Source organism: Bradyrhizobium sp. CCGUVB23, from assembly GCF_024199885.1.
Classification (GTDB): Bacteria; Pseudomonadota; Alphaproteobacteria; order Rhizobiales; family Xanthobacteraceae; genus Bradyrhizobium.
This window is the reverse complement of the sequence record NZ_JANADQ010000001.1, coordinates 6,632,394-6,644,632: the sequence shown is the minus strand read 5'-3', so window position 1 is coordinate 6,644,632 and position 12,239 is coordinate 6,632,394. Positions and strand designations below refer to the sequence as shown.

General features: G+C 63.7%; 10 protein-coding genes. 8 read left to right on the top strand and 2 right to left on the bottom strand.

Annotated features, from left to right (window positions below):
• Complete coding sequence (locus NLN62_RS30720) at positions 1-1,005, bottom strand: ABC transporter substrate-binding protein (RefSeq protein ID WP_254111311.1); 1,005 nt, start codon at positions 1,003-1,005, stop codon at positions 1-3.
• A gap of 366 nt (positions 1,006-1,371) precedes the next feature.
• On the opposite strand from NLN62_RS30720, the gene NLN62_RS30715 reads away from it, so the two are divergent.
• Both NLN62_RS30715 and NLN62_RS30710 read left to right on the top strand, forming a co-directional pair.
• Complete coding sequence (locus tag NLN62_RS30715; RefSeq protein ID WP_254111310.1) at positions 1,372-2,607, top strand: SMP-30/gluconolactonase/LRE family protein; 1,236 nt, start codon at positions 1,372-1,374, stop codon at positions 2,605-2,607.
• 107 nt (positions 2,608-2,714) lie between these two features.
• Positions 2,715-3,812, top strand: a complete 1,098-nt coding sequence (locus tag NLN62_RS30710) for an FAD-binding oxidoreductase (protein WP_254111309.1) — start codon at positions 2,715-2,717, stop codon at positions 3,810-3,812.
• A 24-nt stretch (positions 3,813-3,836) separates the two neighbouring features.
• Here NLN62_RS30710 and NLN62_RS30705 read toward each other — a convergent pair whose 3' ends face one another.
• Positions 3,837-4,841: an MBL fold metallo-hydrolase gene (locus NLN62_RS30705; protein ID WP_254111308.1), complete on the bottom strand. Its 1,005-nt coding sequence runs from the start codon at positions 4,839-4,841 to the stop codon at positions 3,837-3,839.
• A 288-nt stretch (positions 4,842-5,129) separates the two neighbouring features.
• On the opposite strand from NLN62_RS30705, the gene NLN62_RS30700 reads away from it, so the two are divergent.
• The 6 genes from NLN62_RS30700 (at position 5,130) to NLN62_RS30675 (ending at position 12,129) form a co-directional block, all read left to right on the top strand.
• On the top strand, positions 5,130-6,377 hold the full coding sequence (locus tag NLN62_RS30700) for an ABC transporter substrate-binding protein (protein ID WP_254111307.1): 1,248 nt from the start codon (positions 5,130-5,132) through the stop codon (positions 6,375-6,377).
• Positions 6,378-6,489: 112 nt separating this feature from the next.
• The gene (locus tag NLN62_RS30695; protein WP_027524510.1) at positions 6,490-7,365 is read left to right on the top strand and encodes a branched-chain amino acid ABC transporter permease; all 876 of its coding nucleotides are present in this window, start codon (positions 6,490-6,492) and stop codon (positions 7,363-7,365) included.
• Position 7,366: 1 nt separating this feature from the next.
• On the top strand, positions 7,367-8,293 hold the full coding sequence (locus NLN62_RS30690; protein WP_027524509.1) for a branched-chain amino acid ABC transporter permease: 927 nt from the start codon (positions 7,367-7,369) through the stop codon (positions 8,291-8,293).
• Entirely contained in the window at positions 8,293-9,774 is a 1,482-nt protein-coding gene (locus NLN62_RS30685) for an ATP-binding cassette domain-containing protein (protein ID WP_254113756.1), read from the top strand. Before NLN62_RS30690 ends, NLN62_RS30685 begins: the two co-directional genes overlap by 1 nt.
• Positions 9,775-9,811: 37 nt before the next feature.
• Positions 9,812-11,053 (top strand): ABC transporter substrate-binding protein, encoded by a 1,242-nt coding sequence (locus tag NLN62_RS30680; RefSeq protein ID WP_027524507.1) that lies wholly within the window; start codon positions 9,812-9,814, stop codon positions 11,051-11,053.
• A 173-nt stretch (positions 11,054-11,226) separates the two neighbouring features.
• On the top strand, positions 11,227-12,129 hold the full coding sequence (locus tag NLN62_RS30675; RefSeq protein WP_027524506.1) for an SMP-30/gluconolactonase/LRE family protein: 903 nt from the start codon (positions 11,227-11,229) through the stop codon (positions 12,127-12,129).
• The last annotated feature ends 110 nt before the right edge of the window (positions 12,130-12,239 follow it).

Here is a 12,239-nt window from a genome sequence, read left to right as displayed (position 1 = left end):
TCAGGAAATCACCTTGTTGGCGCGAAACAGGATTGAAGATGTATCCAGCTCTACGCCCAGGAGCCGAGCCGTCTTCAGATTGATCACCAGTTCGAATTTTTCAGGCCGGATGACGGGAAGAACGGCAGGATCTTCGCCGCGCAGGATCCGGTCGGCGTAGTTCGCAAGCCACCGATAGGTCGCGCGCTGGTTGGCGCCGTAACTCAAAAGTCCGCCGGCCTCGCAGTACTCGGACCAGCCGAACATCGAAGGGAGCCGATGCGCCAGCGCGAACTCCGCGAGTTTCGTCCGATCGACCATCGTCACGACATCGGGAAACACGAGCATCGCGTCGGCGTCCGAGTCACCAGCCACCTCGAGCGCATTGTCTAGTTCACCCGCCCCGGAGAAGGGAACATAGGTCGGCACGATGTCCAGCCCGGCGCATGTCTGCTGGGTCGCGCGCCACTCCGATGGTTCCCCCGGATGGTCCGTGTTCGAGAGAACGGCGAGCCTGCGAATTCTGGGACAAATGTCCTTGAGCAGCTCAACGCGCTTTCCCGCCAACTCAAGCGAGAGGAACGTGCTGCCGGTGAAATTGGTGCCAGGTTGCGCCAGGCTCTTGACCACCCCCAAAGCCACCGGGTCGCCGCTGAGTGCAAACAGGACGGGGATGTCCTTTACCGTAGCCATGGCGCGCGTTGCCGGGCCACTGGAAACGGCAAGGTCTACGTCGCCGCGTCTCAGTTGCGAAATGACCTGGCGCAGCGCCGATGGATTGCCATAGTGCTTCTCGAGAACCACGTTCTTGCCCTCGACATATCCCAGCGAGCGCAGCCCCTCGAGAAAGCCGTCCAGGAACGGATCCGGCTCGGAGCCCGTGGAGATCCAGAAGATGCGATAGATCTTCCGTGCCTCTTGCGCGCGCGCAATCACAGGAAACGCCATTGCGCCGGCGATGAGCCGAATGAAATCCCGTCGTTTCATGACACCACCGTCACGACCAAACTGCACGGAACAGGCCATCCAGTGGTCTTGAAATTTGCTCTTGGACTTTCGGGGCTCGCACCAACAGGGATCTTGATCCCAGTTCTCGAGCTGCCGAAGGAGCGATCTCTGTCATTAGTCGACAGAACCATCTCAACAGACTGTACCTTCATGTGTTTTTGGCTTTAGAAGTGCTTGATTTTTTCTTGAGATGGGTACTTCCCGGAACCGACACGTCAATATGGCTTACCCGGTCTCCTATGAACCTGCCGATGTCATTCTGAATCTCACGCTCTTCAACCGTGCGAAGAAGAATGGCCGCACTCGCAACTCGACGCTGGTCGGACTAACCTGACCCTGCTCGGCCGGGATCAACCGGCCGGCGAACCCCACCGGGAGGAAGCGATGACACGCCAACGATGCGATTCCGAGCAGCGCGATCCAGACACCACGCTTTCACGACGATCACTTGTCCAGGGCCTTGCGATCGCAGCAGGCGCCACCATGTCGGGCGCGGGCGCAGCGCTGGCGCAGAACGCGCCGGCAGCGCCGCCGACGACGATCACGACGCCGCCGCGCGATTTCGGCCCAAACGGTGCGCCGACCACCTATTTCTGGGACCCCGACATCATCGCTGTCGATCCGTCCTTCAACGACCTCGCGCAACCGAACACCGCGATCAAGCGGCTTCATACCGGACTGTTGTGGGCCGAGGGCCCGGCGTGGAGCGCGCAGGGCCGCTATCTGCTGTGGAGTGATATTCCCAACAACAGGCAGATGCGCTGGACCGAGGACGACGGCCGCGTCAGCGTATTCCGTATGCCGTCCAACAACTCCAACGGCAACTCCTTCGACTTCCAGGGCCGCCAGCTCTCCTGCGAGCATCTCACACGCCGCGTCACGCGCTACGAGCATGACGGCACCGCCACGGTGCTCGCAGACTCCTATCAGGGCAAGAAGCTGAACTCACCGAACGACGTCGTCGCGCATTCCGACGGCAGCTACTGGTTCACCGACCCGCCCTATGGCGGCCAGCTCTATGAGGGCGAGCCGGATGGTCCCGGCGGTCCGAGCAATGCCGGCGGCAAGCTCAATCCGCGGATTGGCCAGCCGGCCGGATTCACGCCGGGCAAGCGCGAACTGCCGACCAATTGCTATCGCATCGACCCCAGTGGCCGCATCGACCTCGTGGTCAGCGAGGACCAGGTGCCCGATCCCAACGGTCTCTGCTTCTCGCCCGACTTCAAGAAGCTGTATGTCGTCTCGACCGGCAAGGGTCCGGGCGATACCGGTGCGGGCGGAAAGGGCGAGATCTTCGTGTTCGACGTCGGCAGCGACAACAAGCTGTCCAACCAGAAGCGCTTCACCGATTGCGTGATCGACGGCGTGCAGTGCGGGCCTGATGGCGTGCGCTGCGACGTCAACGGCAATGTCTGGTCATCCAGCAATGCGGGGCGCGCCGTCGGCTATAGCGGCGTGACGGTGTGGTCGCCGGAGGGCAAGCTGCTCGGCCGCATCCGCCTGCCGGAGGTGTGCGGCAACGTCTGCTTCGGCGGCCCGAAGCGCAACCGTCTGTTCATGGCCGCGAGCCAGTCGCTCTACGCCGTGTACACCGCGACGCAGGGCGCAGGGCTAGGCTGAGGCGGCGCGAGCGAGCCGGATCTTGATCAGGCGCCGGCGGGCCCCGCCGGCGCCGAATTGTTTTGATAGTCGCCTTGATGCGTCAAGGGGTTGCCAGGGAAGACACGATGCGCGTTGTCATCTGCGGCGGCGGCGTGATCGGCGCCTGCACCGCTTATTTTCTCAGCCGGCGTGGCGTCGATGTCGTCGTCGTCGAACGGACCGAAGTTGCCGCCGCGGCATCCGGCAAGGCTGGGGGATTCCTGGCGCTCGACTGGTGCGCCGGGACGCCGCTTGATGCGCTGGCGCGGCGCAGCTTTGTGCTTCACACGCAACTGCCGCACGAGGTCGCAGGCGATTGGGCCTACCGCCGCATGACCGCCTATGGCGGTTTCGTCGCCGGGGACGACGCGCTGCGTGGCACGCCGTCGGCACTCGACTGGCTGTCCAGTGGCGTCGTCATCGCGCACCGGCTCGGCACGACGGATACGACGGCCATCGTCCATCCGCGCAAGTTCACCTCGGCGATGATGAACGCGGCGCTCGCTCAGGGCGCCGAGCTGCGGCGCGGACGCGTTACCGGCATCGCGCGCGATGCGGATGGAACGACCGCGAAGGGCGTCGAGACCGATGGCGGCGTCATCGAGGCGGATGGCGTTGTCATCGCCATGGGACCATGGTCGCTGCTGGCGACCCAATGGATGCGACTGCCTGCCGTGTACGGGCAGCGAAGTCCGAGCATCGTGTACGACACCGGCAGGGACGTTCCGGCCGATGCGCTATTCCTGGAGTATGAGCAAAGCAGCGGCGCAATATCGATCGAGGTTTTTCCGCGCGCGGACGGCAGCACGCTGATCACAGCGTTCTCGGACGTCGCGCCGCTACCGGTGGACCCCGCGACCGTAACGCCGGATCAGGACGCGATCGAGCGTCTGCAAGCGATCGCTGAACGGCTGTCGCCGCTGTTTCGCGCCGACAGGATCATCGCGCGGCAAGCCTGCTTCCGCCCGCTCACGCGAGACGGCTTGCCGCTGATCGGCCGGGTGCCGAACTGCGAGGGCCTTTACGTTGCGACCGGGCATAATGTGTGGGGCATCCTCAATGCGCCAGCGACCGGTGAAGCGTTTGCCGAATTGATCACTGAAGGCGCAGCACGCGTCGATCTGACGCCGTTCGATCCTGCCCGGCTTCCGCCGCTCGATCCCTCGCTGCTACGAGCGCGTTGATCACGCTGGCGGCGCGGGCGCCGCTCATGCCAGCGACGCTGTCCGCCCTGCGAACGCGGCCTCCGCCTCATCTCGCAGCCGGTCCGGCGTCTCCAGATAGCGCGGAGAATAATGAAACGTTGTCATCCGCTTCACGCCCGCTTCGCGCGCGAGATATCCGGCCTGCGCCGCGGTCAGGTGACGGCGCTCGGATGCAAGTTGCGCGTCGTCTGCGGCGAAGGCTGCTTCAATGAACAGGTGATCGGCGCCGCGTGCGAGAGCAACGATCTTTTCGGCGTTGGCAGGGGTGAAGGCGGCGTCGGTCACGTAGGCGACGCGCTGCCCGGGCGCGACCTTGAGCGCGTGCCGGGTCAGCTCGCCGAGCCGGATCGTCCGGCCGCTATTGATCTCAATCAACGTGCCCGGCTGCGCGCCCATACGCACCGCGCTTTTCGCCGCATTGAGCCACGGCCCCACCTGAAGGCCGAGCTCGGCGAGCCCGGCTGTCCAGACATTGACGCGCTGGGTTTCCTGCAACGCAAAGCCAAGACAGGGAATTCCGTGATCGAGGGTCGCGGCCTCGATCCTCAGATCGCCGTCCGCAAACACTAGCCCCGGCGCAACGGCTGGCTCTTCGATCGGCGAGCTTTGAAACTGCCGCCTCGCCGAGAAGCAGATCCACTCACCGAGCCGGCCATCACAGTATTCAGCGGCGGCGATCTCGAAGTCCGGCGATTCCTCGTTGAGCAGATTCCAGCTATACGACGTCAGCCTGCCCGCAATGCCCGAGATGAGACCGGGCGGTCCTATCACGCGCAAACGGCCCGGCTGATGATGCCTGACCCGCAGCAACTGATCGAAGCCGGCAAAGTGATCCATGTGACGGTGACTGACAAAGACGTTGCTGATGCGCAGCAACTCCCGATTGGCCAGCGGGAACAGATCGCCGAGGTCGAACAACATGGCGCGCCGCCCGAACCTGAAATCGACCAGCAATCCGGGATCGGCGAACGGCTCGTTGACGAGGCGGCATTGAACGAGTTGAGCCATCAATAGGACCTTCCTGCGCGGCGCGACGTTATCCCGACAATGTCAGCCAGGCGACCGCCTTCGCGTCGATCGCTCATGCTCGCGCCGCGGCTCGCGACGGACGCGAACGCATGCCCGCCAGCGGATTCTGCATGACTGCAACGATCGTCCTGCACTCTATTTGCGCAGCGCTAGACTTTAGTCCGGCTCTCACAATCCTGAATGTAGTTTCACTTGCCGAGATTGTCGTCGCCGTTATAGTCGCGCCCAATAGCTCAAAAGAGGCTTGTTTAAGAGGAGAGAAACAGAATGAAGAACATACTCCCTGGTGCATTGCGGATATTCCTCGGTGCGGCAGCGCTCGGCGCACTGATAAGCGGATCAGGCGCGGCATTTGCAGCAGATCCTATCAAGATCGGCGTGATTGCAGAGGCGCAAGCGATCGCCGGCGCATCGATCCCGCAGGCCGCGCAGCTCGCCGCCGACGAGATCAACGCGAAGGGCGGCATCGACGGTCGCAAGATCGAGATCATCTCTTACGACAATCACTCCTCCTCGGCTGATTCAGTGCGTGCATTCCAGCGCGCGGTCAACGAAGATAAGGTCAACGCCGTCATCGCAAGCTATATCAGCGAAGTTGTGCTGGCGCTGGAGCCCTGGGCTTCGCGCCTGAAGACGCCGTTCGTCACACCGGGTGCCGCCTCCAACGAGATCAGCAAGAGCGTTCACGCCGACTACGCGAAGAACAAGTACACCTTCCACGGCTACCTGACCTCGGCCGCGCTGGCGCTCTCGGTCTGCGACGCCGCCAAGGACCTCCTGGTCGACAAGATGCACATGAAGTCGGCGGTCATCATGAGCGAGGACGCCGCCTGGACCAAGCCGCTCGACGTCGGCTACGAGGAATGCCTGCCCAAGATCGGGCTGAAGGTGCTCGACCACATCCGCTTCTCGCCCGATACCACCGACTTCACGCCGATCTTCAACAAGATCGAGGGCGCCAAGCCCGACGTGATCATCACCGGCATCTCGCATGTCGGCGTGCAGCCGACGGTGCAGTGGAAGAACCAGCAGGTACCGATTCCGATGTTCGGCATCTCCTCGCAGGCGACCAACGAGACGTTCGGCAAGGACAGCAACCAGGCGGCCGAAGGCGTGCTCTACCAGGGCGTCTCCGGCCCCGGCGTCGCGGTGACGCCGAAGTCGGTGCCGTTCGCGGAAGGTTTCCGGAACAAGTACGGCAACTATCCGTCCTACGCCGGATACACCGCTTATGACGAGGTCTACTACATCGCCGACGCCGTGAAGCGGGCGGGCTCGACCGACGCCGACAAGCTGGTCGACGCGCTGGAGAAAACCGATTGGGAAGGCACCATCGGCCGTGTCCAGTTCTACGGCAAGGACGATCCGTTCACCCATTCGATCAAATACGGCAAGGGCCTGATCACCGGCCTGATGCTGCAATGGCAGGACGGCAAGCAGATCGCGGTCTGGCCCAAGGACGTGGCCAAGACCGACGTCAAGTTCCCGAGCTTCATCAAGCTCACCACGAACTGATCGGAACAGCTCCCGGGCCAACACCCGGGAGCTTTCACATGCGGCGTAGGCAGCACCTTCTATCCAAGGAGGCAGCGAGACCGCCTCTCACAGCCCAGATTGCAAGTCATAGATGCGAGCATTCCAGATATTGATCGATGGCTTTGCCATCAGCGCCCTCTACGCTCTCGGTGCCACCGGATTCACGCTGATCTTCGGCGTTTCCGGCGTGCTCAACCTCTCCCACGGGGCCATCATGGTGGCCGCAGCGGTAGCGGCCTGGGCCGCCGCCAGCATCCTGCATGTCGATACCTATTCGGGCGCGCTGATCGGTGTCGGGGTCGCGCTCATCACCGCCTTTGCCACCTACTTCGCGGTGGTGAAGCCGATCCAGGATTCCCGCCGCATACCCAATGAGGAGAAGGAAATCTTCGTCCTCACCGGCACGCTGCTGTGGGGGATCATGATCCAGGAGCTGATCGCCTATTTCTTCACCAACAACGCCAAGACCGTGCTGCCGATCGTCGAGGGTGTCGTCGACATTCTCGGCGTACGCACGCCGCGCAACGAGATCTTCACCGCGGTGGTATGCTGCCTCGTCATCGCGCTCTTGTGGCTGCTGGTGAACCGCACCCGCACCGGCAAGGCTGTGCTGGCGGCCTCGATGAACCCGCGCGGCGTCACCCTGCTCGGCCTCGAGCTCACCAACATCTACATCGTGGTCTGGGCGATCTACGGTGTGCTCGCCGGCATCGCGGGCGTGCTGCTCGGGATGTTCTTGGGAGTCAGCTCCTACAGCGTGGGACCGCTGACCGCGAGTGCGTTCTCGATCGTCGTGCTCGGCGGTCTCGGCAGCGTCTCCGGCTCGCTGATCGCAGCCTTCGTGGTCGGCTATCTCGAAACCATCACGGCCTACCTGGTCTCGCCGGCCTATCGCACTATTCCGGCGCTGCTGCTTCTGGTGGTCGTCATGTACATCCGGCCCCAGGGCCTTCTGGGGAGGCGCTGAGATGTCCGGATTCTTCACCTCACGCCTGTTCTTCGTCTCGCTCGCGCTCGTCGCGATCGCCGCGACGCTGCCGCTCTACGTCTCCGGCTATGTCCTCGGCCTGCTCACGGTCGCCTTCTATTTTGGCGTCTTCGCCATGGCCTGGGACCTGCTGTTCGGCTTCGCTGGCGAGGTCAACTTCGGGCCGACCTTCCTGATCGGGGTCGGCGCCTACACCGCCGGCATCCTCAACAACCAGTTCGGCTGGTCGGTCTATCTCTGCATCGTGCTCGGCGCGCTCGCCTCCGTCATCGCCGGCCTCGTGCTGGCGCTGCCGGCGCTCAGGGTCCGGGGACCGTATTTCGGCCTGACGACGCTGGTTGCCGTGCTCATGCTCCAGAACTTCATCGTCGTGTTCGCCGATCTCACCGGCGGCGAGATCGGGCTGACCATCCCCGACGTCATCACCATCGACGCCGGCGCCAACTACTGGATCGCACTCGGCTTCATGACGATCTCGGCGGCCATCCTCTACGGCCTGTCGCAATCGCCGATCGGGCTCGTGCTGCAAGCGAGTGGTCAGGATCCGGTGCAGGCCGGCGCGCTCGGCTTCAACATCGTCAAGCACAAGCTCGCCGCTTTCGTTGTCAGCGCGTTTTTCTCGGGACTGTCAGGCGCGCTGCTGGTGTTTTATTTCGGCACCGCCTCGGTCGGAACCGTGGTCGACGTCGCGGTCGGCGTCAACGTCATCGTCTCGGCCGTGCTCGGCGGCCGGCGCACCGTGCTCGGCGCGGCGCTGGGCGCGATCTTCCTGATCGTGGCCGGCGAGTTCCTGCGGCCGACCGGCGAGCTTGCGACCTTCATCGTTTCGGCGGTTGCGCTGCTTGTGGTGCTTTTCTTCCCCGGCGGTTTCCTCGGAGCGGCCCTGTCACGCGAGGCGCGTTCATGATGGATCAGACTGTCACCACCACCTCCGTTCTCGCCGTTCGGGGCCTGACCAAGCGGTTCGGCGGGCTGACGGCCGTGAAAAATCTCAGCTTCGACCTGCGTGGCGGCGAGATTTTTGGCCTGATCGGGCCGAACGGCTCGGGCAAATCCACTGCGATGAAGAGTGTGATGGGCATCGAGCGCCCGAGCGCCGGCGAAGTGATCTTCGAGGGAGAGAACGTCGCCGGGCTGCCCGCGCACAAGATCGCGCGCAAGGGCTTTGGCATGGTGTTCCAGCATTCGCGGCCGCTGAACCGGCAGACCGTGCTTGAGAACATCATGGTGGCGCTGTTGCCGGACAGCCTGTTCATGCTGTTTCCGGACAAGGCGCTGGTCGAACGCGCAAAATGGATCGCCGATCGCGTCGGACTCGGCGCCGTGATCAGCCGACGTCCGCCGACGCTGCCCTTTGCCGATCTGCGCCGGCTCGAGCTTGCCAAGGCGATCGCGCGCGACCCGAAGGTGGTGCTGGTCGACGAGCCCTTCGCCGGCCTGACGCGCACCGAGGTCGACGTCTTCTCCGACCTGATCCGCAGCTTTCGCGACGAGGGCCGCGCAGTGATGCTGGTCGACCACAACGTCAAGAGCGTCGCCGCGCTCGTCGACCGCGTGCTCGCGATGTATCTGGGCGAGGAGATCGTCACCGGCAAGGCCGACCAGGTGATGCGAAACGAGACCGTGCGGCGGGTCTATCTGGGCGGCGCGATCGAGACCCATGCGCGGCCCGAGACCAGCTTCAAGGACAAGGTCCCGCTGCTCCAGGTCGAGAACGTCAGCGTCCATTACGGCAAGGCGCAGGCGCTGGACAACGTATCGATCCACGTCCATGAGGGCGAGTTCGTCTCGATCGTCGGCCTCAACGGCGCCGGCAAGACCACGCTGTTCAACACGATCTCCGGCTTCCTGCCCTATGGCGGCGAGATCCTACGCGGCGGCGAGAAACTGCGCGGCACGAGCCCGGCGAAGATCGCACGCAGCGGTCTCGTGCAGTGCCCGGAATCGCGCGAGCTGTTCGGCGAAATGTCGGTGCGGGAAAACCTCGATCTCGGCGGCCAGCATTTGACCGACGAGGCACGCGCGGCGCAGCTCACCTGGCTGTTCGAGCTGTTCCCGATCCTGAAGGAACGCCAGGGACAGTTGGCGCAGACGCTGTCCGGCGGCGAGCAGCAGATGCTGGCGATCGGCCGCGCGCTGATGATGCAGCCGCAGATCCTGATCCTGGACGAGCCGACGCTGGGGCTCGCGCCCGTCATCCTCGAGCAATTGTCCAAGGCGCTGGAGAAGCTGCGACAGACCACGTCGATCACCGTGCTGCTCGGCGAGCAGAACGTGACCTTCGCCCTCCCCCACGCCGACCGCGTCTACGTGCTCGAGCATGCGCGGATCGTCTGGGAGGGCGATCCCGGCCGCTTCGCAAGCGAGGCCGGCGCTGGGTATCTCTGACGATTGCAATAACGATAACAAGCAGAGGAAGACGACCATGCGACCAACGACGTGCCCGAGCAGTACCCTCCTTCTCGCCTCCGCGCTGGCGCTATGCCTCGCAGCGCCCGCCTATGCGCAATCGAGCGATCCCATCAAGATCGGCGTCATCGCCGAGGTGCAGTCGATCGCGGGGGCGGCGACGCCGGGCGGCGCGCAGATCGCCGCCGACGAGATCAACGCCAAGGGCGGCGTGCTCGGCCGCAAGGTCGAGATCGTCACCTACGACAACAAGAGTTCTTCGGCCGACTCCGTGCGCGCCTTCCAGCGCGCGGTGAGCGAGGACAAGGTTTCCGCGGTGATCGCGAGCTATATCAGCGAGGTCGTGCTGGCGCTGGAGCCCTGGGCGGCGCGGCTGAAGATGCCGCTGATCACGCCGGGCGCTGCGTCGAACGAGATCACCAAGGCGATCCATAACGACTATGACAAGAACAAATACACGTTCCACGGCTACCTGACCTCGGCCGCGCAGGCGCAGCTTGTCTGCGATGCCGCAAAGGACCTGCTCGTCGACCAGCTCAAGTTCAAGACGGTCGCGATCATGAGCGAGGACGCGGCCTGGACCAAGCCGCTCGACGTCGGCTACGAAGCCTGCCTGCCCAAGGCGGGCCTCAAGGTCGTCGAGCATGTGCGCTTCTCACCTGACACCACCGACTTCACGCCGATCTTCAACAACATGGAGAGCAAGAAGCCGGACGTGATCGTCACCGGCATCTCGCATGTCGGCGTGCAGCCGACAGTGCAGTGGAAGAACCAGCAGGTGCCGATCCCGATGTTCGGCATCAGCGCGCAGGCCCTGAGCCCGACCTTCTGGAACGATACCAACGGCGCGGCCGACGGCGTGCCGTCGCTGGCGGTTGCAACGCCCGATGTCGCCGTGACGCCGAAGACGAAACCGTTCGCGGCGGCCTTCAAGGCCAAGTTCGGTACGCCGCCGGCCTATACCGGCTATACCGCCTATGACGAGGTCTACATCATCACGGATGCAATCAAGCGCGCGGGCTCGACCGATCCGGACAAGATGGTCGCCGAGCTGGAGAAGACCGACTTCGAGGGTACGATCGGCCGCATCCAGTTCTACGGCAAGAGTGACGAGTTCACCCACGGCATCAAGTCGGGCCCCGGTGCGGTGACCGGTCTGGTCTTCCAGTGGCAGGACGGCAAGCAGATCACGGTCTGGCCGAAGGCGATCGCGGAAGGGAAACTCAAGTTTCCCAATTTCGTGAAGCTGTCGCAGTAAGCCTCACAACGAGCTCTACAAATGCGGATGCCCGGGCGTGCCCCGGGCATTCACTTCCTTGCATCAGCGCGCCGCCGATGAAGCACCACTTGCAAATTTGGCAGGGTCGATCAGAGTGACGGAAAGCGGCACGCGGGCAATTTTCAGAACCTGCGGCTCATCGCGGAGGACCCATGCTCCCCTATGTCACTCACGACCCGCGCTTCGAGCGGCTGGTCATCGGTCATGTCAATCTCGAGAAGCTTTTCACCGGCTGCCGCTGGGCCGAAGGCCCGGCCTATTTCCCGGCCGGCCGCTACCTCGTCTGGTCCGACATTCCGAACAACCGCATGATGCGGTTTGACGAGACCGATGCATCGGTGTCGGTGTTCCGTTCGCCCAGCTTCAATTCCAACGGCAATACGGTCGACCGCCAGGGACGGCTGGTCAGTTGCGAGCATTTCATGCGGCGCGTCACCCGCACCGAGCACGACGGCTCGATCACCGTGCTGGCCGACCAGTTCCACGGCAGCCGGCTGAACTCGCCCAACGACGTCGTGGTCAGATCCGACGACTCGATCTGGTTCTCCGATCCGACCTACGGCATCGACAGCGATTACGAGGGACAGCAGAGCCCGTCGGAGATCGGCGCCTCCAACGTCTACCGGATCGACGGCAGCTCCGGAAAGATCACGCGCGTCGTGTCCGACCGGGTGCAGCCCAACGGGCTGGCCTTCTCGCCCGACGAGACGCGGCTCTACGTCGCCGACACCGGCGCGACGCATGTCCCCGGACTGCCAGCAACGATCTGGTCATACAAGGTGGAGGGACAGCAGACGAACGGAGACGCCACACTGTTCGCCACCTGTCCCGAGGGGCTCTATGACGGCTTCCGCTGCGACATCCATGGCAATATCTGGACGTCGGCAGGCCGCAGTGTCTTCTGCTACGCGCCTGATGGCACGCATATCGGCACGGTTCCGGTCGGAGAAATCGTCGCCAACGTCTGTTTCGGCGGCCCCCGCCGCAACCGGCTCTATATCTGCGGCCAAACCTCGCTGTACTCGATCTATCTCAACACGCGCGCGGCGGTGTAGGGAGCGCCGCGAGGCTCCCCCAACCGCACAACAAAAGTATCGAAAACAACCCCATGCAAAGTAGCCGGTGGCGAATGGCGCGATGATTTACGATTTTACGAAATCATTTG

What these genes read in the sequence shown, in the direction of transcription:
- NLN62_RS30690 (WP_027524509.1), top strand. Translation starts at nt 7,367, where the DNA reads ATGTCCGGATTCTTCACCTCACGCCTGTTCTTCGTCTCGCTCGCGCTC.
- NLN62_RS30685 (WP_254113756.1), top strand. Translation starts at nt 8,293, where the DNA reads ATGGATCAGACTGTCACCACCACCTCCGTTCTCGCCGTTCGGGGCCTG.
- NLN62_RS30680 (WP_027524507.1), top strand. Translation starts at nt 9,812, where the DNA reads ATGCGACCAACGACGTGCCCGAGCAGTACCCTCCTTCTCGCCTCCGCG.
- NLN62_RS30700 (WP_254111307.1), top strand. Translation starts at nt 5,130, where the DNA reads ATGAAGAACATACTCCCTGGTGCATTGCGGATATTCCTCGGTGCGGCA.
- NLN62_RS30710 (WP_254111309.1), top strand. Translation starts at nt 2,715, where the DNA reads ATGCGCGTTGTCATCTGCGGCGGCGGCGTGATCGGCGCCTGCACCGCT.
- NLN62_RS30695 (WP_027524510.1), top strand. Translation starts at nt 6,490, where the DNA reads ATGCGAGCATTCCAGATATTGATCGATGGCTTTGCCATCAGCGCCCTC.
- NLN62_RS30715 (WP_254111310.1), top strand. Translation starts at nt 1,372, where the DNA reads ATGACACGCCAACGATGCGATTCCGAGCAGCGCGATCCAGACACCACG.
- NLN62_RS30675 (WP_027524506.1), top strand. Translation starts at nt 11,227, where the DNA reads ATGCTCCCCTATGTCACTCACGACCCGCGCTTCGAGCGGCTGGTCATC.
- NLN62_RS30705 (WP_254111308.1), bottom strand. Translation starts at nt 4,841, where the DNA reads ATGGCTCAACTCGTTCAATGCCGCCTCGTCAACGAGCCGTTCGCCGAT.
- NLN62_RS30720 (WP_254111311.1), bottom strand. Translation starts at nt 1,005, where the DNA reads ATGGCCTGTTCCGTGCAGTTTGGTCGTGACGGTGGTGTCATGAAACGA.